At 58.0% G+C, this 24,079-nt stretch carries 24 protein-coding genes and 1 other RNA gene; 18 read left to right on the top strand and 7 right to left on the bottom strand.

Going from position 1 to position 24,079, the window contains the following annotated elements:
• The first annotated feature begins 8 nt into the window (after positions 1 to 8).
• The 5 genes from FFH21_RS22085 (at position 9) to hisC (ending at position 4,849) form a co-directional block, all read left to right on the top strand.
• Complete coding sequence (locus FFH21_RS22085) at positions 9 to 248, top strand: BolA family protein (protein WP_004656581.1); 240 nt, start codon at positions 9 to 11, stop codon at positions 246 to 248.
• Between the two features lie 22 nt (positions 249 to 270).
• Positions 271 to 1,536 (top strand): UDP-N-acetylglucosamine 1-carboxyvinyltransferase, encoded by a 1,266-nt coding sequence (gene murA, locus FFH21_RS22080; protein WP_002555078.1) that lies wholly within the window; start codon positions 271 to 273, stop codon positions 1,534 to 1,536.
• Between the two features lie 154 nt (positions 1,537 to 1,690).
• Positions 1,691 to 2,326, top strand: a complete 636-nt coding sequence (gene hisG / locus FFH21_RS22070; protein ID WP_002555077.1) for an ATP phosphoribosyltransferase — start codon at positions 1,691 to 1,693, stop codon at positions 2,324 to 2,326.
• Between the two features lie 124 nt (positions 2,327 to 2,450).
• Positions 2,451 to 3,797, top strand: a complete 1,347-nt coding sequence (gene hisD, locus FFH21_RS22065; RefSeq protein WP_004666188.1) for a histidinol dehydrogenase — start codon at positions 2,451 to 2,453, stop codon at positions 3,795 to 3,797.
• Complete coding sequence (gene hisC, locus FFH21_RS22060; RefSeq protein WP_011169431.1) at positions 3,797 to 4,849, top strand: histidinol-phosphate transaminase; 1,053 nt, start codon at positions 3,797 to 3,799, stop codon at positions 4,847 to 4,849. The genes hisD and hisC overlap by 1 nt, the downstream gene beginning before the upstream one ends.
• A 669-nt stretch (positions 4,850 to 5,518) precedes the next feature.
• On the opposite strand, the gene algW is transcribed toward hisC, so the two are convergent.
• Positions 5,519 to 6,679, bottom strand: a complete 1,161-nt coding sequence (gene algW, locus FFH21_RS22055; protein WP_004656566.1) for a Do family serine endopeptidase AlgW — start codon at positions 6,677 to 6,679, stop codon at positions 5,519 to 5,521.
• A gap of 111 nt (positions 6,680 to 6,790) precedes the next feature.
• Here algW and FFH21_RS22050 point away from each other — a divergent pair, with 111 nt between their 5' ends.
• The 3 genes from FFH21_RS22050 to cysN all read left to right on the top strand — a co-directional run bounded on the left by FFH21_RS22050 (position 6,791) and on the right by cysN (position 10,529).
• The gene (locus FFH21_RS22050; protein ID WP_011169430.1) at positions 6,791 to 7,549 is read left to right on the top strand and encodes a Nif3-like dinuclear metal center hexameric protein; all 759 of its coding nucleotides are present in this window, start codon (positions 6,791 to 6,793) and stop codon (positions 7,547 to 7,549) included.
• A gap of 153 nt (positions 7,550 to 7,702) precedes the next feature.
• A complete protein-coding gene (gene cysD / locus FFH21_RS22045; protein WP_002555071.1) occupies positions 7,703 to 8,620 on the top strand; it encodes a sulfate adenylyltransferase subunit CysD in 918 nt (305 codons plus the stop codon).
• A gap of 10 nt (positions 8,621 to 8,630) precedes the next feature.
• Entirely contained in the window at positions 8,631 to 10,529 is a 1,899-nt protein-coding gene (gene cysN, locus FFH21_RS22040) for a sulfate adenylyltransferase subunit CysN (protein WP_004656563.1), read from the top strand.
• Between the two features lie 202 nt (positions 10,530 to 10,731).
• On the opposite strand, the gene FFH21_RS22035 is transcribed toward cysN, so the two are convergent.
• On the bottom strand, positions 10,732 to 11,175 hold the full coding sequence (locus FFH21_RS22035) for a YhcB family protein (protein ID WP_004656562.1): 444 nt from the start codon (positions 11,173 to 11,175) through the stop codon (positions 10,732 to 10,734).
• A 145-nt stretch (positions 11,176 to 11,320) separates the two neighbouring features.
• Between FFH21_RS22035 and FFH21_RS22030 the strand changes: the two genes are divergently transcribed.
• The 3 genes from FFH21_RS22030 (at position 11,321) to zapE (ending at position 14,496) form a co-directional block, all read left to right on the top strand.
• Positions 11,321 to 11,950 carry an alpha/beta hydrolase gene (locus FFH21_RS22030; protein WP_004656559.1) on the top strand — a complete coding sequence of 210 codons (630 nt, stop codon included), beginning with the start codon at positions 11,321 to 11,323 and terminating at the stop codon, positions 11,948 to 11,950.
• A 39-nt stretch (positions 11,951 to 11,989) separates the two neighbouring features.
• A complete protein-coding gene (locus FFH21_RS22025; RefSeq protein ID WP_004666187.1) occupies positions 11,990 to 13,339 on the top strand; it encodes a tryptophan--tRNA ligase in 1,350 nt (449 codons plus the stop codon).
• A gap of 62 nt (positions 13,340 to 13,401) precedes the next feature.
• Positions 13,402 to 14,496: a cell division protein ZapE gene (gene zapE / locus FFH21_RS22020; RefSeq protein WP_002555066.1), complete on the top strand. Its 1,095-nt coding sequence runs from the start codon at positions 13,402 to 13,404 to the stop codon at positions 14,494 to 14,496.
• 65 nt (positions 14,497 to 14,561) lie between these two features.
• Here zapE and FFH21_RS22015 read toward each other — a convergent pair whose 3' ends face one another.
• A complete protein-coding gene (locus FFH21_RS22015) occupies positions 14,562 to 15,509 on the bottom strand; it encodes a GlxA family transcriptional regulator (RefSeq protein ID WP_162840014.1) in 948 nt (315 codons plus the stop codon).
• Positions 15,510 to 15,962: 453 nt separating this feature from the next.
• Here FFH21_RS22015 and rplM point away from each other — a divergent pair, with 453 nt between their 5' ends.
• The 4 genes from rplM (at position 15,963) to FFH21_RS21995 (ending at position 18,126) form a co-directional block, all read left to right on the top strand.
• A complete protein-coding gene (gene rplM, locus FFH21_RS22010) occupies positions 15,963 to 16,391 on the top strand; it encodes a 50S ribosomal protein L13 (protein ID WP_002555065.1) in 429 nt (142 codons plus the stop codon).
• A 14-nt stretch (positions 16,392 to 16,405) separates the two neighbouring features.
• Positions 16,406 to 16,798 carry a 30S ribosomal protein S9 gene (rpsI, locus tag FFH21_RS22005; protein WP_002555064.1) on the top strand — a complete coding sequence of 131 codons (393 nt, stop codon included), beginning with the start codon at positions 16,406 to 16,408 and terminating at the stop codon, positions 16,796 to 16,798.
• Positions 16,799 to 17,080: 282 nt separating this feature from the next.
• Positions 17,081 to 17,698: a glutathione S-transferase N-terminal domain-containing protein gene (locus FFH21_RS22000; RefSeq protein ID WP_011169429.1), complete on the top strand. Its 618-nt coding sequence runs from the start codon at positions 17,081 to 17,083 to the stop codon at positions 17,696 to 17,698.
• A 17-nt stretch (positions 17,699 to 17,715) separates the two neighbouring features.
• Positions 17,716 to 18,126, top strand: coding sequence for a ClpXP protease specificity-enhancing factor (locus tag FFH21_RS21995; protein ID WP_004656546.1), 411 nt, complete (start codon positions 17,716 to 17,718; stop codon positions 18,124 to 18,126).
• A 60-nt stretch (positions 18,127 to 18,186) separates the two neighbouring features.
• On the opposite strand, the gene FFH21_RS21990 is transcribed toward FFH21_RS21995, so the two are convergent.
• The 4 genes from FFH21_RS21990 to FFH21_RS21975 all read right to left on the bottom strand — a co-directional run bounded on the left by FFH21_RS21990 (position 18,187) and on the right by FFH21_RS21975 (position 21,710).
• Entirely contained in the window at positions 18,187 to 18,765 is a 579-nt protein-coding gene (locus FFH21_RS21990) for a BON domain-containing protein (RefSeq protein ID WP_002555060.1), read from the bottom strand.
• A complete protein-coding gene (locus tag FFH21_RS21985; RefSeq protein ID WP_002555059.1) occupies positions 18,762 to 19,355 on the bottom strand; it encodes a phosphoheptose isomerase in 594 nt (197 codons plus the stop codon). Before FFH21_RS21985 ends, FFH21_RS21990 begins: the two co-directional genes overlap by 4 nt.
• A gap of 169 nt (positions 19,356 to 19,524) precedes the next feature.
• Entirely contained in the window at positions 19,525 to 19,896 is a 372-nt protein-coding gene (locus FFH21_RS21980) for a YraN family protein (RefSeq protein WP_004656540.1), read from the bottom strand.
• Complete coding sequence (locus FFH21_RS21975; protein ID WP_011169428.1) at positions 19,896 to 21,710, bottom strand: penicillin-binding protein activator; 1,815 nt, start codon at positions 21,708 to 21,710, stop codon at positions 19,896 to 19,898. The genes FFH21_RS21980 and FFH21_RS21975 overlap by 1 nt, the downstream gene beginning before the upstream one ends.
• 281 nt (positions 21,711 to 21,991) lie before the next feature.
• On the opposite strand from FFH21_RS21975, the gene rsmI reads away from it, so the two are divergent.
• From rsmI to mraZ, 3 genes are all read left to right on the top strand, one after another.
• Entirely contained in the window at positions 21,992 to 22,861 is an 870-nt protein-coding gene (gene rsmI, locus FFH21_RS21970) for a 16S rRNA (cytidine(1402)-2'-O)-methyltransferase (protein ID WP_029240916.1), read from the top strand.
• A 97-nt stretch (positions 22,862 to 22,958) separates the two neighbouring features.
• Positions 22,959 to 23,316: RNase P RNA component class A (gene rnpB / locus FFH21_RS21965), an RNA gene on the top strand.
• Positions 23,317 to 23,623: 307 nt separating this feature from the next.
• Positions 23,624 to 24,079 (top strand): division/cell wall cluster transcriptional repressor MraZ, encoded by a 456-nt coding sequence (gene mraZ / locus FFH21_RS21960; protein ID WP_002555055.1) that lies wholly within the window; start codon positions 23,624 to 23,626, stop codon positions 24,077 to 24,079.

Here is a 24,079-nt window from a genome sequence, read left to right as displayed (position 1 = left end):
GGTTAAGCATGCAGGCCGTAGAAGTTAAAAGCTTCCTTGAAGGAAAGCTGCCGGAAATCAAAGTGGAAGTCGAAGGCGAAGGCTGCAACTTCCAGCTGAATATTATCAGCGACGAGTTGTCCGGCCTGAGTCCGGTCAAGCGTCAGCAACAGATTTATACCCATCTGAACCCCTGGATTGCCGATGGCAGCATCCACGCGGTGACCATGAAATTTTTCAGCCGCGCTGCATGGGCCGAGCGTTCCTGAGCCAATTGGTGTCGAGACTCTAATGGATAAATTGATTATTACCGGCGGCGTTCGTCTTGATGGCGAAATTCGCATTTCCGGGGCAAAGAACTCTGCCTTGCCGATCCTTGCCGCCACGTTGCTGGCTGACGGGCCGGTTACTGTTCAGAACCTGCCCCACCTGCACGACATCACCACCATGATCGAGCTGTTCGGTCGCATGGGCATCGAGCCTGTGATCGATGAAAAGCTCAGCGTCGAGATCGACCCGCGCACCATCAAGACTCTGGTCGCCCCGTACGAACTGGTGAAAACCATGCGTGCGTCGATTCTGGTATTGGGCCCGATGGTCGCTCGCTTCGGCGAGGCCGAAGTGGCGCTGCCAGGCGGCTGCGCCATTGGTTCGCGGCCGGTTGATCTGCATATTCGTGGTCTTGAGGCCATGGGCGCGATCATCGATGTCGAGGGTGGCTACATCAAGGCCAAGGCACCCGAGGGTGGCTTGCGTGGTGCCAACTTCTTCTTCGATACCGTGAGTGTGACCGGTACTGAAAACATCATGATGGCCGCCAGCCTCGCCAACGGCCGCAGCGTTCTGCAGAACGCTGCTCGCGAGCCCGAGGTTGTCGATCTGGCCAACTTCCTGATCGCGATGGGCGCAAAAATTCACGGCGCAGGCACCGACACCATCACTATCGATGGCGTCAAGCGTCTGGGCCCGGCCACCTACAAGGTCATGCCTGACCGTATCGAGACCGGCACCTATCTGGTAGCCGCTGCCGTTACCGGTGGTCGCGTCAAGGTCAAGGACACTGATCCGACCATCCTTGAAGCGGTGCTGCTCAAGCTTCAGGAAGCCGGTGCCGAAGTCACGACCGGTGAAGACTGGATCGAGCTGAACATGCACGGCAAGCGTCCAAAGGCTGTCAACGTGCGTACCGCGCCGTATCCAGCGTTTCCGACCGACATGCAGGCGCAGTTCATCTCGCTCAATGCGATTGCCGAAGGTACGGGTGCGGTCATCGAGACCATCTTTGAAAACCGCTTCATGCACGTGTATGAAATGCACCGCATGGGCGCTCAGATCCAGGTTGAAGGCAACACTGCCATTGTCACCGGCACCGAAGTGCTCAAGGGCGCGCCAGTTATGGCGACCGACCTGCGTGCATCGGCCAGTCTGGTGATCTCTGCGCTGGTTGCCCAGGGCGACACACTGATAGACCGCATCTACCACATCGACCGTGGTTACGAGTGCATCGAAGAGAAGCTGCAAATGCTGGGCGCCAAGATCCGCCGCGTTCCGGGCTAGTAGCGCGCGGCCCTGATGCCACTGGCATCGGGGCCGCCTGTTCTGTCGCGGGTGTGATTTCTGATTCGTTTCACTTCAGGCCGAACACGCTTGAGGGTTGTCATGCGCCGCTTGCGTCGTGACAAAAGTTTCCTGATAAGGACTTACGTTTCCCATGTTGACCATCGCACTGTCCAAGGGCCGCATTCTTGACGACACCCTGCCGCTTCTCGCTGAAGCGGGCATCGTGCCGACCGAGAATCCGGACAAGAGCCGCAAGCTCATCATCCCCACGACCCAGGCTGACGTGCGCCTGCTGATCGTGCGTGCCACCGATGTGCCGACCTATGTCGAGCATGGTGCCGCCGATCTGGGCGTCGCGGGCAAGGATGTGTTGATGGAATATACCGGCCAGGGCCTTTACGAGCCTCTGGACCTGCAGATTGCCAAGTGCAAGCTGATGACTGCCGGTGCCATCGGTGCGGTCGAGCCCAAGGGCCGTCTGCGCGTGGCGACCAAGTTCGTCAACGTTGCCAAGCGTTACTACGCCGAGCAGGGTCGTCAGGTCGATATCATCAAGCTGTACGGCTCCATGGAGCTGGCACCGCTGATTGGTCTGGCAGACAAGATCATCGACGTGGTCGACACCGGTAATACCTTGCGAGCAAATGGCCTTGAGCCTCAGGAACTGATCGCTACCATCAGCTCGCGTCTGGTAGTCAACAAGGCTTCCATGAAGATGCAGCACGCACGCATTCAGGCCCTCATCGACACCCTGCGCAAGGCAGTGGAGTCGCGACACCGTAGCTGATTCATTCACGCAACGTTGAGTTGCGTCCAGCTATCCGTGTCATAGCCAAATTTCTCAGGTGCCTGCGCGGATAGCTTGGTAGCTTTAGGCTCCTGAGCATCCGCCAATTATTGAGGCCCCCGCTATGACCACGCCCACTGCAATTCGCCGACTCGACGCTGCTGACCCGGATTTCGCACGACATCTGGATCACCTGCTGAGCTGGGAAAGCGTGTCTGACGACTCGGTCAACCAGCGCGTGCTCGACATCATCAAGGCGGTACGTGAGCGCGGCGACGAGGCGTTGGTCGAGTTCACCCAGAAGTTTGACGGGCTGCAGGTCGCGTCGATGGCCGACCTGATTCTGCCTCGCGAGCGCTTGGAACTGGCATTGACCCGCATCACGCCGGTCCAGCGCGAGGCGCTGGAAAAAGCCGCCGAGCGTGTGCGCAGCTACCACGAAAAGCAGAAACAGGATTCCTGGAGCTATACCGAGGCCGATGGCACGGTGCTGGGCCAGAAGGTTACGCCGCTGGACCGCGCAGGCCTGTATGTGCCCGGTGGCAAAGCCTCGTACCCGTCTTCGGTATTGATGAATGCCATTCCGGCCAAAGTGGCGGGCGTGACCGAGGTGGTCATGGTCGTGCCGACACCGCGTGGTGAAATCAACGAACTGGTGCTGGCCGCTGCCTGTATTGCGGGTGTCGACCGGGTGTTCACCATCGGCGGTGCGCAAGCTGTGGCAGCGCTGGCCTACGGCACTGAAAGCGTGCCAAAGGTCGATAAGGTTGTCGGCCCCGGGAATATTTATGTGGCCACCGCCAAGCGCCACGTATTCGGTCAGGTCGGGATCGACATGATCGCCGGTCCTTCCGAGATTCTTGTGGTGTGTGACGGCCAGACCGATCCTGACTGGATTGCCATGGACCTGTTCTCCCAGGCCGAGCACGATGAAGATGCCCAGGCCATTCTGGTCAGTCCGGATGCCGATTTTCTCGACAAGGTTGCTGCCAGTATCACGCGTCTGCTGCCAACCATGGAGCGCGCGGCTATCGTCGAAACGTCGATCAACGGTCGCGGCGCATTGATAAAAGTGGCAGACATGGCGCAAGCCATCGAAGTTGCCAATCGCATTGCGCCTGAGCACCTTGAATTGTCGGTCGCCGATCCGGAAGCCTGGCTGCCGCAAATCCGCCATGCGGGTGCGATTTTCATGGGGCGCCACACCTCCGAAGCACTGGGCGACTATTGCGCAGGTCCCAACCACGTACTGCCGACCTCCGGCACGGCGCGTTTTTCCTCGCCGCTGGGCGTGTACGATTTTCAGAAGCGCTCGTCTATCATCTACTGCTCGCCGCAGGGTGCGTCCGAGCTGGGCAAGACAGCGTCGGTGCTGGCTCGTGGCGAATCCCTGAGCGGCCATGCCCGTAGTGCTGAATATCGAATTACTGATCCCGACTGGAAAGCAGGCAATACAGAGGACGGCAAATAATGAGCAAATTCTGGAGCCCTTTTGTCAGCGGCCTGGTGCCTTACGTGCCGGGCGAGCAGCCGAAGCTGACCCGGCTGGTCAAGCTCAATACCAATGAAAACCCGTATGGCCCGTCGCCCAAGGCTGTCGAGGCCATGCGTGCCGCGCTGACCGACGACTTGCGTCTGTACCCGGACCCCAACAGCGACCTGCTCAAGCACGCTGTCGCCGATTACTACAAGGTGCAGCCCAATCAGGTGTTCCTGGGCAACGGTTCAGACGAAGTGCTGGCGCACATCTTTCACGCCTTGTTTCAGCACGATGCGTCGCTGCTGTTTCCGGACATCAGCTACAGCTTCTATCCGGTCTACTGCGGTCTGTACGGGATCGATTACGAAATGATCGCGCTGGATGATCAGTTCCAGATTCGTGCCGAAGACTACGCCAAGCCCAATGCCGGGATCATCTTCCCCAACCCGAATGCACCGACCGGTTGCCTGCTCGGTCTGGACAAGGTCGAGCAGATTATCAAGGCCAGCCCGGATTCAGTGGTCGTCGTTGACGAAGCGTACATCGACTTTGGTGGCGAGACCGCGATCACGCTGGTTGATCGCTACCCGAACCTGCTGGTCACTCAGACCTTGTCAAAGTCGCGCTCGCTGGCCGGTCTGCGTGTCGGCCTGGCGGTGGGGCATTCTGATCTGATCGAAGCGCTGGAGCGGGTCAAGAACAGCTTCAACTCCTATCCGCTGGACCGTATGGCCAATGTGGGTGGTGCGGCAGCTTTCGAGGACCGCGAGCACTTCGAGTCGACCCGCAACAAGGTCATCGAAAGTCGCGAGGCGCTGGTCGAACAGTTGCAGGGCAAAGGCTTCGAAGTGCTGCCTTCGGCAGCGAACTTCATCTTCGCCCGCCACCCGCAACACGATGCTGCAGCCCTGGCTGCGAAACTGCGCGAGCAGGGCGTCATCGTTCGCCACTTCAAACAGCAGCGTATCGCCCAGTTCCTGCGCATCAGCATCGGCACGCCAGAGCAGCATCAGGCGTTGCTGGAAGGTTTGAGCGATATCTGAGACGCGGATCGGTCAGCCCGAAAACGGGCTGACCTTGCGCTGCCACAGGATCATCGATGCCGCAGAGCATCCGCATGGCCTGGAAACACCGCCGACCTATGTGAGTAATCCAAATGGCTCGAAAACATTCCGGGTCTGTGGGAGCGAGCTTGCTCGCGAAGAAGCCCGTGCAGCCGCTGAAACTCCATTGATCAGGTAATCCGCCTTCGCGAGCAAGCTCGCTCCCACAAGATCATCGCTGCCGCAGAGCATCCACATGGCTTGAAACACTTCGGACCTGTGTGAGTGTCTCGCATGGCTTGAAACACTCCGGACCTGTGGGAGCGAGCTTGCTCGCGAAAGGGCCTGCACAAGCGCCGAAAATGCATCGACTGAAACACCGTATTCGCGAGCAAGCTCGCTCCCACAAGATCATCGCTGCCGCAGAGCATCCACATGGCTTGAAACAACCCGGACCTGTGTGAGTGTCTCGCATGGCTTGAAAACACTCCGGACCTGTGGGAGCGAGCTTGCTCGCGAAAGGGCCTGCACAAACGCCGAAAATGCATCGATTGAAACACTTTCTTCGCGAGCAAGCTCGCCCCCCACGCCCTTCGGGCAGAAGCCCGGATGCCCTTTATTCCCGGCGTCACAGATCTGTGCTGTACCGCACTTTCAGGTAATGGCGCATCACTCCGGCGCTGCGGCGGGTGTCGGGGCGGGTGGTGGGCGCAGGCCGACTTCGGCGCTCAAGCGCATCTCCTTGCCGTTGCGCATTACGTCGATAGCAATCTTGTCCTTGGGTTTGGTGCGCGCCACCTGGTTCATCGAGCGACGACCGTCGCCAGCGGGTTCGCCATTGATGCTCAGAATCACATCACCCAGTTGCAGCCCGGCTTTCTGCGCCGGTCCATCGCGGAAGATACCCGCCACAACGATTCCGGGACGATCCTTCAGCCCGAATGACTCGGCCAGTTCCTGGGTCAGCGGTTGAACTTCGATGCCCAGCCAGCCACGAATGACCTGACCGTGTTCGATGATCGACTTCATAACGTCCATCGCCAGCTTGGTCGGAATGGCAAAGCCGATGCCCTGCGAGCCGCCGGACTTGGAAAAAATCGCGGTATTGATGCCGATCAGATTGCCGCTGGCGTCTACCAGCGCACCGCCCGAGTTACCCGGGTTGATGGCCGCATCGGTCTGAATGAAGTCTTCGTAGGTATTGAGGCCCAATTGATTGCGCCCGGTGGCACTGATGATCCCCATGGTCACGGTCTGACCGACCCCGAACGGGTTGCCGATGGCCAGTGCAACGTCGCCGATGCGAATGCCGTCAGAGCGCGCGATGGTGATTGCCGGGAGGTTTTTCAAGTCGATCTTGAGCACTGCCAGATCGGTTTCCGGATCATTGCCGATGACCCGGGCAATGGTTTCGCGGCCGTCTTTTAGCGCTACCACGATCTGGTCCGCGCCAGTGGTGACGTGGTTGTTGGTCAGTATGTAGCCTTCAGGGCTCATCATCACGCCAGAGCCAAGGCTCGACTCCATGCGCTTCTGCTTGGGCGTATTGTCGCCGAAGAAGCGCCGGAACTGCGGGTCTTCGAAAAGCGGATTGTTGCCCTTGTTGACCATCTTGGTGGTGTAGAGGTTGACCACCGCGGGCGCTGCGGCAATGACCGCATCGGCATAGGACGACGGACCTTGCATGACGTTGGTGGTCTGCGGAGCCTGTTGCAGATTGACATCCAGGCTCGGCAGGCCGACCCACTGCGGATAGCGCTGAATAATCAGCATGGCGATAAGCACGCCAGCCAGCAATGGCCAGCCGAAAAAACGCAGTGCCTTGAACATTTAACAAGTCCTGATGGTTGCGGGCGCAGAAAGTTTTGCCACGGGTGCGCCATAATGGCGGGCATTATACGAGTACAACGCAGCTCTGAACTGCATATTTAGGAGTCTTTTATGGCTGTTGCCCTGAGCACCCTGGTCGAAGAAGCCGACCGCTATCTGAACAGTGCCCGGATTCAGGATTATTGCCCTAATGGCCTTCAGGTCGAGGGTCGGCCTCAAGTGATGCTCATCGTCAGCGGCGTGACGGCCAGCCAGGCATTGCTGGACGCTGCCGTAGAGGCTCAGGCTGATCTGATTCTGGTCCATCACGGTTATTTCTGGAAAGGCGAAAACCCCTGTGTTGTCGGCATGAAGCAGCGCCGCCTGAAAACTCTGCTCAAGCACGACATCAGCCTGCTTGCCTACCACCTGCCGCTGGACGTGCACCCTGAAGTGGGCAATAACGTACAGCTGGCACGTCAGTTGGACATCACTGTCGAAGGCCCGCTGGACCCCGAAAATTCGCGAGTGGTCGGCTTGATCGGTTCGTTGTCCGAACCCATGACGCCGCGGGATTTTGCCCGTCGCGTGCAGGATGCGCTGGGGCGTGAGCCATTGCTCATCGAAGGCAGTCAGATGATTCGCCGTGTCGGCTGGTGCACGGGCGGTGGTCAGAACTACATTGATCAGGCAGTGCTGGAAGGCGTTGATCTTTTCCTGAGTGGTGAAGCGTCGGAGCAGACATTCCACAGCGCACGGGAGAACGACATCAGCTTCATCGCGGCCGGTCATCACGCCACCGAGCGATATGGCGTTCAGGCCCTGGGTGATTACCTGGCCCGACGCTTTGCGCTCGAGCATATCTTCATCGACTGCCCGAACCCGATTTGAACGATCAAACAGCAGGGCATATGCATAGATCGTTTCGATCTAGCTGCATCGCTGATTAGCGATATCACGCATGTTAAAGTGCTCGGCTCGAATACGGCCCGCAGGCCGCCCCGGGGTTTCCCGGTCCATAACGAACGCAATCCGTGAGTAGCCATGGTTGACAAACTGACGCATCTGAAACAGCTGGAGGCGGAAAGCATCCACATCATCCGCGAGGTCGCCGCCGAGTTCGATAACCCGGTGATGCTGTACTCGATCGGCAAGGATTCCGCCGTGATGCTGCACCTGGCGCGCAAGGCATTCTTCCCCGGTAAATTGCCATTTCCGGTCATGCACGTCGATACTCGCTGGAAATTCCAGGAGATGTATCGTTTTCGCGACAAGATGGTCGAGGAAATGGGCCTGGACCTGATCACTCACATCAACCCCGATGGTGTGGCGCAGGGCATCAACCCCTTCACCCACGGCAGCGCCAAACATACCGACATCATGAAGACCGAGGGCCTGAAGCAGGCGCTCGACAAGCATGGTTTCGATGCCGCTTTCGGCGGTGCCCGGCGCGACGAAGAAAAGTCCCGGGCCAAGGAACGCGTCTATTCGTTCCGCGACAGCAAACATCGGTGGGACCCTAAAAACCAGCGCCCCGAGCTGTGGAATGTCTATAACGGCAACGTCAACAAAGGCGAGTCTATCCGAGTGTTCCCGCTCTCCAACTGGACCGAGCTGGATATCTGGCAGTACATCTACCTTGAAGGCATCCCTATCGTGCCGCTGTACTTCGCCGCCGAGCGCGACGTGATCGAGAAGAACGGTACGCTGATCATGATCGACGACGAGCGCATCCTCGAGCATCTCACCGATGAAGAGAAGTCGCGCATCGTCAAGAAAAAGGTCCGTTTCCGCACGCTGGGCTGCTACCCGCTGACCGGTGCTGTCGAGTCCGAAGCGACCAGCCTGACCGACATCATTCAGGAAATGCTGCTGACACGAACTTCCGAACGCCAGGGCCGGGTCATTGACCATGACGGTGCCGGTTCGATGGAAGAAAAGAAACGTCAGGGTTATTTCTAAGGGGTGTCACATGTCGCATCAATCTGATTTGATCAGCGAGGACATCCTCGCCTATCTGGGCCAGCACGAACGCAAGGAAATGCTGCGCTTTCTTACCTGTGGCAACGTCGATGACGGCAAGAGCACGCTGATCGGACGTCTGCTGCATGACTCGAAGATGATCTATGAAGATCATCTTGAAGCCATCACCCGGGACTCGAAGAAGTCCGGCACCACCGGCGATGACGTCGATCTGGCGTTGCTGGTGGATGGTCTGCAGGCCGAGCGGGAGCAGGGCATCACTATCGATGTTGCCTATCGCTATTTCTCCACGGCTAAGCGCAAGTTCATCATTGCCGATACGCCGGGCCATGAGCAGTACACCCGTAACATGGCCACCGGCGCTTCGACCTGTGACCTGGCGATCATTCTGGTGGACGCGCGCTATGGCGTACAGACCCAGACCCGTCGTCACAGCTATATCGCCTCTCTGCTGGGCATCAAGCACATCGTCGTCGCCATCAACAAGATGGACCTCAACGGCTTCGATGAGGGCGTGTTCGAGTCGATCAAGGCCGATTACCTGAAGTTCGCCGAGGGTATCGCGTTCAAGCCGACCACCATGGCGTTTGTTCCAATGTCGGCGCTCAAGGGCGACAACGTGGTGAACAAGAGCGAGCGTTCGCCCTGGTACACCGGCCAGTCGCTGATGGAAATTCTCGAGACCGTCGAAATTGCCAGCGACCGCAACTATGCGGACCTGCGTTTCCCGGTGCAGTACGTCAACCGTCCAAACCTGAACTTCCGCGGTTTCGCCGGTACGCTGGCCAGCGGTATCGTGCACAAGGGCGACGAGATCGTCGTGCTGCCGTCGGGCAAGAGCAGCCGTGTGAAGTCCATCGTCACTTTTGAAGGCGAGCTGGAGCAGGCCGGTCCGGGGCAGGCCGTGACGTTGACCATGGAAGACGAGATCGACATTTCCCGCGGTGATCTGCTGGTGCATGCCGACAACGTCCCACAGGTCAGCGATGCGTTCGACGCGATGCTGGTGTGGATGGCCGAAGAGCCCATGCTGCCGGGCAAGAAGTACGACATCAAGCGCGCTACCAGCTATGTGCCTGGCTCTATTGCCAGCATTACTCATCGGGTCGATGTGAACACGCTGCAGGAAGGCCCTGCCAGCTCGTTGCAGTTGAACGAGATCGGACGCGTCAAAGTCAGCCTCGATGCGCCCATCGCGCTGGACGGCTATGACAGAAACCCCACCACTGGCTCGTTCATCGTCATCGATCGTCTGACCAATGGCACTGTGGCAGCGGGCATGATCATTGCCAGGCCGGTTTCAGGCGGTGGCTCGCAGCATCATGGCGAGCTGGCCCACGTCTCGACTGAAGAGCGTGCGCAGCGTTTCGGCCAGCAGCCGGCTACCGTATTGCTCAGCGGCCTGTCCGGCGCAGGCAAAAGTACGTTGGCGTATGCGGTCGAGCGTAAGTTGTTCGACATGGGCCGTGCGGTCTATGTGCTGGACGGTCAGAACCTGCGTCATGACCTGAACAAGGGCTTGCCACAGGACCGTGCCGGGCGTACCGAGAACTGGAGCCGTGCTGCCCACGTGGCGCGCCAGTTCAACGAAGCGGGCCTGCTGACCCTGGCTGCCTTTGTGGCGCCGGATGCCGAGGGCCGTGAGCGCGCCAAGGCGCTGATCGGCAAGGATCGTCTGCTGACCGTCTATGTTCAGGCGTCGCCAGCAGTCTGCCGCGAGCGTGACCCGCAAGGCCTGTATGCCGCTGATGGCGACAACATTCCTGGCGAGTCCTTTCCGTATGACGTGCCGCTGAATGCCGATCTGGTGATCGATACGCAGACACTCAACCTGGAAGAAAGCGTTAAACAGGTGCTGGATCTGCTGCGCAGCCGCAGCGTGATCTGATACGCATGCAGGCGTGAAAACCCAATGGTTTTCAGCGCCTGCATTGGCCTCTTCGCGAGCAAGCTCGCTCCCACAATGGTGCGCACGCACGATCTTGTGGGAGCGACCGGCGTGGCAACCCGCATTGCTCGCGAAGGGGTAGGGCACAAAAAAGCCCGCTGCAGATGTTCTCTGTAACGGGCTTTTGTGTGGCTGTGAATCCTTACCTTTTCAGGCCGTAATGCTCATCCAGCATTCCAGGCGTGTTGGGCGACTTGGGGGCGTAGTCCTTGGGTGTCTCGGTGTCGCGCGGAGGGGTCAGGCGGTCGCGATGATCGCGGTGCGCATGATTGGCCTCAGGGTGCAGGGCGGCCAGCAAGCGTTGGCGGGTCAGCTCGTCGAGAGCCAGACGATTGGCGCCCTCGGCAAGGTGTTCCTGAACATCCTGATAGCTCTGCGAAAGCTTCTGTACCAGATTGGCCGTGCTGTTGAAGTGCGTGACTACCTCGTTCTGATAGGTGTCGAAGCGCTCCTGAATGTTGTCCAGCTGGCGCTGGGTGCTGTTCGGAACGGTGTTGGGCAGCAGGCGTGCTACCAGAAAACCAATGACGACACCGGCCACCAGGGCGAGCGTCGGCAACAACCAGACTAAGAGCGAGTGTTCCACGAGTCCTTCCTCTATAAACGGCTTTGCTTTACGTTAACGGCTGGAACCTGCGCTGTATACCCGCGACGTATCGTTGATATGCAAGCCGCAGACAATCAGCTAGACGAGTCGACCCATTTCGAGGTCACGGAGTTCTGTTTTGCTCATGCGTGAAACCCCATTATTTATCGATGGCCCAGAAGGCCAGCTCGAAGCGCTGTATCAGGATGTACCCGACGCCCGAGGCGTTGCACTGATCTGCCATCCTAACCCGATACAGGGCGGAACGATGCTCAATAAAGTCGTCTCGACGTTGCAGCGTACCGCAAGGGATCAAGGTTTGATCACCTTACGCTTCAATTATCGCGGTGTCGGTGCCAGTGCCGGTACGTCGGTCGCCGGGCCAGGTGAGATCGATGACGCCCAGGCTGCCGCCAAGTGGCTGCGCGCGCAACATCCTGATCTGCCCATGACTCTGTTCGGTTTTTCTTTCGGTGGCTACGTTGCCGCCAACCTGGGCGGTCGTCTTGAAGGGCAGGGTGAAAAACTGACGCATTTGTTTCTGATTGCTGCAGCGGCCTCGCGGCTCAAGGATCAAAGCGTCTTGCCGCAAGGCTGTCCGCTGACGATCATTCAGCCAGAAGACGATGAAGTGATCGATCCTGAAACGGTCTATGAATGGTCGGTCGCGCTGCAACGCCCCCATGAGCTGCTGAAAGTGGCAGAATGCGGACACTTTTTTCACGGCAAGCTGACCGATCTGAAAGATCTGCTTCTGCCGCGACTTTCCAACTGATTGCAGCCCGTATTGCATCCTTTAGATAAGCGACCTGCCATGACCACTCGTATCCTGACCGGTATCACGACCACCGGCACTCCCCATCTGGGTAACTACGCGGGCGCTATTCGCCCGGCCATTGTTGCCAGTCGCCAGAGTGACTTCGACTCGTTCTATTTTCTGGCCGACTACCACGCGTTGATCAAATGCGATGACCCGCTGCGCATTCAGCGCTCGCGTCTGGAAATCGCTGCGACCTGGCTGGCAGCTGGCCTGGACGTTGATCGTGTGACGTTCTATCGCCAGTCGGACATTCCAGAGATCCCGGAACTGACCTGGCTGCTCACCTGCGTGGCGGCCAAGGGCCTGCTTAATCGCGCGCACGCCTACAAGGCATCAGTGGACAAGAACGTCGAAGGTGGCGAGGACCCGGATGCGGGCATCACCATGGGACTGTACAGCTATCCGGTACTGATGGCTGCTGACATTCTGATGTTCAATGCGCATCAGGTTCCTGTGGGGCGCGACCAGATCCAGCACGTTGAAATGGCCCGCGACATCGGCCAGCGGTTCAATCACCTGTTTGGCAATGGCAAGGAATTCTTTGTCATGCCCGAGGCCTTGATCGAAGAGAGCGTCGCCACGCTACCCGGTCTGGACGGGCGCAAGATGTCGAAAAGCTACGACAACACCATTCCGTTGTTCAGCAGCGCCAAGGAGATGAAAAGCGCCATATCGCGCATCGTCACCGACTCGCGCGCGCCGGGTGAAGCGAAGGATCCGGACACCTCGCACCTGTTCACCCTGTATCAAGCGTTTTCGACGACAGAGCAGTGCGCTGAATTCCGTTCCGATCTATTGCAGGGTCTGGGTTGGGGCGAAGCGAAGAATCGTCTGTTCACCTTGCTGGATGCGCAATTGAGCGAGCCCCGTGAAAAATATCTGAGGCTGATCGAGCGTCCTGCCGATCTCGAAGATATCCTGCTCGCCGGCGCGCAGAAGGCGCGTAGGGTTGCCACGCCGTTTCTGGAGGAGCTGCGTGAGGCGGTGGGCCTGCGCTCGTTCCGCGCCACGGTGCAAAACGCCGATACCGGCAAGAAAAAGGCCACCAAGGGCGCGCGTTTCGTCAGTTTCCGTGAAGACGACGGCAGCTTCCGTTTCCGCCTGCTGGCCGCCGATGGCGAGCAGCTGCTGTTGTCGCGCAATTTTGCCGACGGCAAGGCGGCCGGCATCGCCAGCAAGCAGTTGCAGCAGGGCGGTGAGCTGGATCTGCGCAGTGAAGCCAATGGTTTCACGCTGTGGCTGGACGGCGAGTGTGTAGCCGATAGCCCGGAGTTCGCCGATGCCATTGCGCGCGACAACGCGATTCAAACCCTTAAGCTGGCACTTGCTCCTCAACAGGACTGATTGCCAATCCCCGGGGTCGTCGCTACAGTGACGACCCGTTTTTGTTGCCTTGCTAACGAATTATGACGCCCCTAGAACGATATCAATCTGATCTGAAACGCCCGGACTTCTTTCACGATGCCGCGCAGGAAAACGCTGTGCGCCATTTGCAGCGCCTGTATGACGATCTGGTTGCCGCTCACGACAGCAAGCCCGGCCTGTTCGGCAAGCTGTTTGGCAAGAAAGAGCCGACCCTGGTCAAGGGTTTGTACTTCTGGGGTGGCGTAGGCCGTGGCAAGACCTACCTGGTCGACACGTTCTTTGACGCGCTGCCGTTTCAGGACAAGGTCCGTACGCACTTCCACCGCTTCATGAAGCGCGTGCACGAAGAGATGAAGACCCTCAAGGGCGAGCGAAATCCTCTGACGATCATCGCCAAGCGTTTTTCCGACGAGGCACGGGTTATCTGTTTCGACGAGTTCTTTGTTTCCGACATCACCGATGCCATGATTCTGGGCACGCTGATGGAAGAACTGTTCAAAAATGGCGTAACGCTGGTGGCAACCTCCAACATCGTTCCGGACGGTTTGTACAAGGACGGCCTGCAACGCGCGCGTTTCCTGCCTGCAATTGCGCTGATCAAACAGAACACCGATATCGTCAACGTCGACAGCGGCGTCGATTACCGTCTGCGTCACCTGGAACAGGCTGAGCTGTTTCACTTCCCGCTCAACGAAGTTGCGCAGGAAAGCCTGCGCAAAAGCTTCAAGGCCCTGACCCCGGATTGCGCCGAAACCATCGAAAACGATGTGTTGATGATCGAAAACCGCGAGATCCGTGCCCTGCGTACCTGTGATGATGTGGCCTGGTTCGACTTCCGCGAGCTGTGCGACGGGCCACGCAGCCAGAACGACTACATCGAGCTGGGCAAGATCTTTCATGCTGTGCTGATCAGTGGCGTCGAGCAGATGGACGTTTCTACCGATGACATCGCCCGACGTTTTATCAACATGGTCGACGAGTTCTACGATCGCAACGTCAAGCTGATCATTTCAGCCGAGGTTGAGTTGAAGGACCTGTACACCGGTGGCCGGTTGATGTTCGAGTTTCAACGCACCCTGAGCCGTCTGCTGGAAATGCAATCCCACGAATTCCTCTCGCGGGCGCACAAGCCCTAGCAGCGACTGCAAGCGGCGAGTTTCAAACTACACGCTTGAAACTCGCCCATGCTGCAGCTTGCAGCTCACAGCTTTTCCTTCTGGCTCTCGAACTGCTGCCGGTACTGGTTAGGTGACAGCTCGGTGTGTTGGCGAAACAGCCGGGCGAAGAAGCTGGCGTCGTCATAGCCCACCTCGTAGCTGATGGTCTTGATGCTTTTGCGAGACCCTGACAGCAATCCCTTTGCCGTTTCGATCCGCAGCCGTTGCAGGTAATGCAGCGGCTTGTCACCGGTTGCGGTCTGAAAGCGGCGCATGAAATTGCGAATGCTCATACCGTGCTCTCGGGCCACATCTTCAAAGCGGAACTTGTCGGCAAAGTGCTCTTCCAGCCAGTGCTGAATCTGCAGAATCACCACGTCCTGATGCAGTTTCTGCCCGCCAAAGCCTATACGGCCCGGTGAGTAGGTGCGGCGTACCTCGTAAAGAATATCGCGGGCCACGGCCTGCGCGACGTTGGCACCGCAGAACCGCTCGATCAGGTAGATGTAGAGGTCGCACGCTGACGTTGTGCCCCCTGCGCAGTACACGTTATCAGCGTCAGTCAGGTGCTTTTCCTGGTTGAGCAGCACCTTGGGGTAGCGTTCGGCAAATGCACCGAAGAAGCGCCAGTAGGTAGTCGCTTCCTTGCCGTCGAGCAATCCTGCCTCGGCAAGCCAGTAGACCCCGGTGGCTTCGGCGCAGAGTACGGCACCGTTAGCGTGTTGCTCACGCAGCCAGGGCAGGATCTGCGGGTAGCGTTCGCACAGGGTTTCAAAATCATCCCAAAAGGCCGGGATAACGATGATGTCGCTTTGGCACAGCGCGCCGTCGACTGGCAATGTGACGTCGCTGAAGCTGCTGACGGAGAGTCCGTCCGGGCTGACGAGGCGGGTTTCGAAAGCGGGCACCAGGCCCTGGCCCAGTTGTTTGCTGTAGCGCAGGCTGGCTAAGTGGAAGAAGTCTTTGGCCTGCATGACCGTCGAGGCAAACATCTTGTCGGTGGTCAGAATGCTTACGCGGCGCAGCAGAGTGGCGTGTTGGATCGGCATAATCGTTATTCTTATATGGGTAAATGGTCAAGCAACGGCTGGATCGTCTTATTTTTTGTCGGGTGTGTCCAGCCTCCTCATGCCAGGATCTCTACGAGAGGTGCGCATGATGGCTTTGTGCTAAGCGGGTAAATATCCGCCAATCCACGCCTCGCAGGCAATAAACAGAATGTGAACAAAAAATCCGGTTGAGGTTATTTTTACAGTCTGTATAATCCGCCAGCTCTTTGCAGTGGAAGTGATGCGCCGTCTGCCGAAGAATCTTGCCGTATAACGGACGCGCTGACCCGAGCCCCCGATAGCGTCTGTTTCCGGCTGCCTTTGACTTGTCAAAGTACGCACTATTCAGTAAGATCCGCCGTCTAATTTTCAGGGCGGCCCCTGAGGCTATAAAGAATGAAAACTTTTACTGCTAAACCGGAAACAGTTAAGCGCGACTGGTTCGTCGTCGACGCTGCTGGTCAGACCCTGGGTCGTCTGGCCACCGAAATCGCGAGCCGTCTGCGTGGCAAGCACAAACCGGAATACACTCCGCACGTTGATACCGGCGACTACATCGTCGTGATCAATGCCGAGCAGATCCGCGTTACTGGTGCCAAAACCACCGACAAGATCTACTACTCACACTCCGGTTTTCCGGGCGGGATCAAGTCGATCAACTTCGAAAAGCTGATCGCCAAAGCTCCTGAGCGCGTGATCGAGACCGCGGTCAAAGGCATGCTGCCTAAGAACCCGCTGGGTCGCGACATGTATCGTAAGCTGAAAGTCTATGCGGGCGCTGTACACCCTCATACTGCTCAGCAGCCCCAAGAACTGAAGTTTTAACGGAATAGTTCATTATGTCGGCGACTCAAAATTACGGCACTGGCCGTCGCAAGACCGCAACCGCTCGCGTCTTCCTGCGTCCGGGTACTGGTAACATCTCGATCAACAACCGCTCCTTGGACAATTTCTTCGGTCGCGAAACTGCCCGCATGGTAGTTCGTCAGCCGCTGGAACTGACCGAGACAGTTGAAAAGTTCGACATCTACGTCACCGTTATCGGTGGCGGTGTAAGTGGTCAGGCTGGCGCAATCCGCCACGGTATCACTCGCGCTCTGATGCAATACGACGAGACTCTGCGTGGCGCTCTGCGTAAAGCAGGCTTCGTGACTCGCGATGCTCGTGAAGTTGAACGTAAGAAAGTCGGTCTGCGTAAAGCGCGTAAGCGTCCGCAGTACTCGAAGCGTTAATTCGTTCTTCGTTCAAAGAAAGAACGTCCATCCCCTCGCGGGGCTGGGCGTTTTTTTTATGGGTGTGATTTTTGCGGTCGAGGTGTTTTCAAGCTGGGCTTGTCACGTCGATATTGCGAGATTTATAAGCCTGTCGGCGAAGATTACAGAATTTACATCGCGTAAATGAGCTATCTTGTGGCCCGCGACGAACACCTGTCCTGTTGCGTTCATTATCGGATGCGCCCTTAAGGCGTATTCGTTCGTCTGTCCGATAAATTTTAACAAGCGAGGAGGATCGCCATGGGCGTGACCAACCGGTTGGCCTGCTACTCCGACCCCGCCGACCACTATTCTCATCGTGTGCGCATTGTGCTCGCCGAGAAGGGTGTCAGCGCCGAAATCATTGAGGTTGTGGCAGGTCGTCATCCGCCGCAGCTGATTGAAGTAAATCCGTATGGCAGCTTGCCGACTCTCGTTGATCGTGACCTGGCGTTGTACGAGTCGACGGTGGTGATGGAATACCTGGATGAGCGCTATCCGCATCCGCCCTTGCTGCCTGTCTATCCCGTTGCTCGCGCCAACAGCCGTCTGTTGATCCATCGCATCCAGCGAGACTGGTGTGGCCTTGTGGACCTGATCCTTAATACGCGCAGCAAAGAGCCTGCTCGTGTTCAGGCGCGCAAGGAGCTTCGTGAAAGTCTGACCGGGGTTTCACCGTTGTTCGCGGAAAAAGCTTTTTTCATGAGCGACGAGCTAAGTCTTGTTGACTGCTGTCTACTCCCCATACTCTGGCGTTTGCCAATTTTGGGTATTGAATTGCCGCGGCCTGCCAAGCCGTTGCTTGATTACATGGAGCGCCAATTTGCGCGTGAGGCTTTTCAGGCGAGTCTGTCTGCTGCCGAACGTGAAATGCGCTAAGGCTTAAGGAGCCGTTAATGAACTCCAGTCGCCCTTATCTTGTTCGCGCTCTCTATGAGTGGATCGTCGATAACGATTGCACCCCGCACGTGCTGGTCAATGCGGATTACCCCTCGGTGCAGGTCCCGCAAGGGTTTGCCAATGACGGGCAGATTGTCCTGAATGTTTCGCCAAGTGCGGTGCGTCATCTGCATATGGATAACGAGGCCGTCAGCTTCGAAGGCCGCTTCGGCGGTGTGCCGCACACGCTTTACGTGCCTGTAGCTGCCATCCTGGGTATTTATGCCCGTGAAAACGGTCAGGGTATGGTTTTCGATCTGGAGCCTTCCATGGATGAGGGTGAGGAAATCGAGATCGAAGATGATACTCCGCCCGACAGCGAGCCACCGCGCCCGAGTGGCCGGCCGAGTCTGAAGGTCGTGAAGTAAAAAATGCGCAATAAAAAAGGCGATCTCCGGATCGCCTTTTTTTCGCCTGCCAGTTACCCGTCAGTCGATGTACTCAAACAGTTTGACGATCTTCTGCACGCCGGAGACGCCCTGTACCAGGTTGGTGGCGCGATTGGCTTCATCCTGAGTCACCAGGCCCAGCAGGAACACAATACCGTTCTCGGTCACCACCTTGATGCGCGAGCCGGGAATGGAGGCGTCGGCAATCATCTGGCTTTTGATCTTGGTGGTCAGCCAGGCATCGTTGTTACGCGCCAGCAGCGAAGAGGGTGCCATGACCTGCAACTCGTTGTTGACCTTCTTGACGCGCTGGACCGAGCTGGCGGCCTGTTCGGCAATTGCCTTGAGGTCGGCGCGGGGTGTCTGGCCAGCCAGCAGCACGATGCCGTTGAAGCTGGTCACAACGATGTGCGAGCCTTCTGCGAGATCAGGGTTGGCTTTGGAAATGTTGACGGCTGCCTTGGTCTCGATCAGCGAGTCATCGATCTTGCTGCCGAAGGTGCGGGTGCCGCGATCATCTTCGATCGGCTTGTCGCGAGTGGCCGTGATCACCGAGCTGCATCCGGTGACACTCAGGCACAGTGTCAGAACCAATAGGCTGAGACGATTAGGGGTCATTCTTCACTCCCGAACAGTTGGCTGTCGATCAAATCGCAAAGGCAATGGATCGCCAGCAGATGGACTTCTTGTATGCGTGCCGTGACATTGGCAGGTACGCGGATCTCCACGTCCTCGGGCAATAGCAGGGAAGCCATGCCGCCACCGTCGCGTCCCGTCAATGCTACGACAATCATTTCGCGATCATGTGCGGCCTGGATGGCCTGAATAATATTTGCCGAGTTACCGCTGGTAGAAATAGCCAGCAGCACATCACCTGGCTGGCCCAGTGCGCGGATCTGCTTGGAAAAGATTTCGTTGTAGCTGTAATCGTTGGCGATCGAGGTGATCGTCGAGCTGTCGGTTGTCAGGGCGATGGCTGGCAGGCTCGGCCGCTCGCGCTCGAAACGGTTAAGCAGTTCCGAGGAAAAGTGCTGTGCATCGCCAGCCGACCCGCCGTTGCCACACGCGAGCATCTTGCCCTCGTTGAGCAGGGCATTGACCATGACCTGACTGGCTTGCTCGATATAGGGTGCAAGGACTTCCATCGACTGTTGCTTGGTTTCGATGCTGGCCTGGAACAGCCGGCGAATTCGGGATTGCATGTCCATCAATGTGACCTTAATTAGAGCGTACGGCGGCGGGACGGATGCGCCGGGTTCTCCCGGGAGCTATCCGGCACACAAGGTGTGCAGCCGGCAAAACAAATAGCGAAATCGGTGAGCGTAGAAGCTATTGCAGGTCATTAACACGGCAGGGCTGCTGTGCCCGTGTGCAAGGTCAGCTGTCAAAAGCACTCTTGATCCAGTTCAGCGGTGCAGCGTTGCCAGGCTGGCCTTCAATGGCGATCACGTCGAAACGACAGGGGTGACTGGCCCAGTCTGTTGCTTGCTGCAGAAAAAGCTGTGCGGCAGTGACAAGTTTTGCCTGCTTGCGAAAATCAACGCTTTCCGTAGCGCCACCCCAGCCTGAATGGCGCCGGTAGCGAACTTCGACGAATACTACTGTATCGCCGTCAAGCATGACTAGATCAAGCTCGCCGCGTTTGCATAACCAGTTTTGTTCAATCAGGTGCAGCCCCTGTCGTTGCAAAAACTGCAGGGCGAAGGCTTCAGCCTCGCGCCCTGCTTGTTGGCGGCTGCTGCGTGGCATCAAGGCGCTGTGTCCGGCAGGCGTTGGATCTTGCCGTCGACGAACTCCGCCCATGGCAGCTGGCGCTCGACGCGACGGCCAGGGTTGATGCTCAGGCTGCCCGACAGGCCATCGATGCGGCTGTCAGGCATCGCCTTGAGTTGCGCAAGGCGTGGGGCCAGGCGGTAGGCGTCGATGCCCATTGCGTACAGGCGGCCAAGGCTGCCAGCAGCTTGTGGCCATTGCGCGGTGACTTGCTGGCGCAGTGGGTCTTCAGCGTTCAACAGCCATGGCGTCTCGCAGAAGCGCACACCGTTGAGGTCCATGTACTGCGCATGATCGTTGCTGTTGGTGAACAGGTGTGAGGTGGCGTAGACCGGAACATCGCCTGCGTACTGGAAAACCATGGTTGGCTTGATCTGCTGCGCTTGTTGCGGCGTCGCGGCGAGGAACATGAAGTCAATGTCTTGGCGACGGCTTGGCTGCGCGGCTACCTGAGTACCGGCAGTGCTCTGCAGGCGCTGGGCGCGGCCTTCACTGTTGCGCAACTGGAACAGATCGGCGACCTGTTGTGCCAGTTCTACGGGCTGGTCAACGTGCTCGGCTGCGATCAGCGTACCGCCCTTGGCCTGCCAGCTCTTGCGGAAGGCATCCAGTACGCGGTCGCCCCATTCGCCTTTCGGCACCATTGCTACAGCGCTGCGCTTGCCATCGGCCCAGGCGCGACGTGCAACTTCGCGGGCTTCGTCTTCGGCAGCCAGACCAAACTGATACAGCTGAGCGGGGCCTTCGTTGCTGGTGTCGCTGTAGTTCAGCGCCAGGGTAGTGATCGGAAGCTGCTGGCGGCTGTTCAACTGTTTGACGAGGTTCTTCTCCAGCGGACCTACGACCAGCTGTACGCCAGCGGCCTGGGCCTGACGGTAGAACTCATCCATCGAGGTAACGCGCGAGCTGTCGAACACCTGGATGGCGGGTGGATTCTGTCCTGCTTGTTGTGCCTGGAAGTGCGCGGCCATGAAGCCTTCGCGCAACGCTTTGGCAACGGCGGCCAGTTGACCATCCTGCGGAAGCAGCAGAGCGATTTTGGTAATCGGCTCGCTGGTCAGGGCGCGCAGTTGGGCGAGGGCGGTAGGCAGTTGCAGCGCTGCCGGGTGTTTCGGGTTCTGGGCTTTCCAGTTGTCGATGGCCGCCTGTTGCTGCTCAAGTGTGCCTGCGCCTTTGATCGAGCGGGCCAGATTCAGCCAGCCGCCCATATCGCCGCTGGCGGTACTTTGCAACTGCTCGGCCGGCAGAGCGGAGACCAGCGTCCAGATTGCATCATTGTTGGCGCTGGCCTCTGCGCCTTGCAGCAGAGGGCCGGCGAATACTCGCTCATTGACGGCCGCCAGGGCCTGGCCATCGGCCTCCAGGGCGCGCGCCTTGACCATGTGGGTGCGAACCTGCTGCTCGACCGACAGTTCGCCCAGGCGTTGCATGCTTGGGTGGTTCAGTGCGGTCAGTGCTGCCTTGGGCTGATTGCGGCCCATCGCCAGCTCTGCGGACAATGTGCTGGCGAAAACCTGCAGTCCGGGTTTGAGTTGATCGATTTGCACCTGTCCGAGGATCTGCGCAGCGCGTCCTGCGTCATTCTGGCGGGCGGCCAGGTCGGCTGCACTCAAGCGCAGCGTTGCAGCCTGCTCGGGTGTTTTGGCTGTGGTGGCCTGATCAAGCAACTGCTCGATGCTGGCGTCAGGGGTTCGAGGCAGCTCGCCAAGGCTGGACGAGGGCGAGCTGGCACAGGCTGCGAGAAGGGCAGCGAGGCAGAGGGCAGAGAGCAGCCGCAGACAAGCGATCATTGGTATGTTCCTGAAACTCGAGCGAATTAACGGGGAATTGTACCCAAGCGCTGGCCGGGGTGCGATGTCGAAGGTGTTTAAAGCCGTGATATTGGTCGCGTTAGGGTCATCTGGCGGCCAAATCGTTCAATTCGAGGGGGCTGCGTTGTGTTGTGTCCGGCCTTGATCATGTATTTATTCCTTTTTTATCGGCATCCCTGATGCGCGAACCGCTCGGCCGTGCTTCAGCCTGTACAATGCATTCTTTCCAAGTATCAGCTTTAACCTGTGAGGTTTGCGTTTTGACTGTTCCGGTTGTTTCGAATTCCACTCCGGGCTCGCTTTATGTAGTGGCGACTCCTATCGGCAATCTGGACGACATGAGCGTGCGGGCATTGAAGGTGTTGCGTGAGGTCGCGCTGATTGCGGCTGAAGACACGCGCCATTCTGCACGGCTGATGCAGCACTTCGGGATATCCACTCCGCTGGCCGCCTGTCACGAGCATAACGAACGTGATGAGGGTAGTCGGTTCATAACGCGTCTGCTGGCTGGCGATGATGTGGCGCTGATTTCCGACGCGGGCACGCCGCTGATCTCTGATCCCGGTTATCACCTGGTACGCCAGGCGCGTGCTGTAGGTGTACCGGTTGTGCCCGTGCCGGGCGCTTGCGCCCTGATCGCCGCTCTTTCTGCGGCCGGGCTGCCTTCGGACCGATTCATTTTCGAGGGCTTTCTTCCCGCCAAGGCTGCAGGGCGCAAGGCAAAGCTTGAGCGAGTAAAGGAAGAACCGCGCACGCTTATTTATTATGAAGCGCCGCACCGGATTCTTGAGTGTCTGCAAGACATGGAGCAAGTCTTCGGTGCCGACCGTCAGGCCTTGCTGGCACGTGAAATAACCAAAACTTTTGAAACGCTCAAGGGTCTGCCTTTGGGTGAGCTGCGGGCTTTTGTCGAGGCTGACAGTAATCAGCAGCGTGGCGAATGCGTGGTGCTGATAGCCGGCTGGACGCCACCCGAGGACGAGGATGTCATTGGTGAGGAGGCGCGCCGCATACTGGATTTACTGCTTGCAGAGATGCCTCTCAAGCGCGCCGCAGCCTTGGCAGCCGAAATAACCGGCGTGCGCAAGAACCTGCTTTATCAGGTGGCACTGGAGAAACAGAAGGAATGATGAGTTGCCTTTAAAGGGGTGGATAACGGGGACAAGTGCGCCCCACGTGCTATTAAAGCTTGTTCTTGAAGGCATGTGCCGCTAACCTTGGCGGCGGAGAGTCGATTGGACAGTCGCTGCCTCTTGTTGTTCCGCAACAGGGGGGGGAGGAAAGTCCGGGCTCCATAGGGCGGAGTGCCAGGTAACGCCTGGGAGGCGTGAGCCTACGGAAAGTGCCACAGAAAATAACCGCCTAAGCACTTCGGTGCCGGTAAGGGTGAAAAGGTGCGGTAAGAGCGCACCGCACGTCTGGTAACAGTTCGTGGCAAGGTAAACCCCACTCGGAGCAAGACCAAATAGGGTTCCTAGGCGTGGCCCGCGCTGGAACCGGGTAGGTTGCTAAAGACGTCCAGTGATGGCCGTCGTAGAGGAATGACTGTTCTCGACAGAACCCGGCTTACAGATCGACTCTCCACCTTTTTTCTCACCCTTCGTTTCAAGCAGCAAAACCCTCTCGTAATACCAAAAAAATCTTACAGCTCATAAATCACATTAACTTTGAATCGCAACGATTTGAGTTGTGTGGGATTTATCTGTCAGATCGTTCGTAAAATTACCCTTTTATACCCAATACCTCTCCTAAATCTCCGAAATGTAAGGGTTTTCCTTAAGACCGTGCCTTGACGGTGTGGTGGGCGCGTTCCTATAGTGTGCACAAGTGGCAGAAAGTGGCACGAAGTGGGTTTTTTCAGCGCAAAAAGCTAAAATTCGGAGAATGCGCCTGTGTTCCGTGGTGCCAACGCGATCAATCTCGATGCCAAGGGCCGTCTCGCTATGCCGAGCCGGTACCGTGACGAGTTGGATTCGCGTAGTGCCGGGCAACTTATCGTGACCATTGATGCCGTTGATCCCTGTCTTTGCCTGTACCCGCTTTCCGAATGGGAGCTGATAGAGGCAAAACTTCGTGATCTGGCGACGTTTCGTGAAGAGAACCGTCGTCTGCAAAGGCTTTTGATTGGTAATGCCGTCGATCTGGAACTCGATGGCAGCGGGCGTTTTCTGGTGCCGCCACGCTTGCGCGAATACGCCAGGCTGGACAAGCGCGTAATGCTGGTGGGCCAGCTCAACAAGTTTCAACTGTGGGACGAGGACGCCTGGAACGCTCTTGCTGATGCTGACCTGGCTGCCATTCAAAAACCTGGCGCTATGCCCGACGAATTACGTGATTTGATCCTGTGA

The sequence above is a fragment of the Pseudomonas sp. KBS0707 genome (assembly GCF_005937945.2).
In the GTDB taxonomy this organism is placed as follows: Bacteria; Pseudomonadota; Gammaproteobacteria; order Pseudomonadales; family Pseudomonadaceae; genus Aquipseudomonas; species Aquipseudomonas amygdali.
This window is presented reverse-complemented; position numbering and strand designations above follow the sequence as displayed.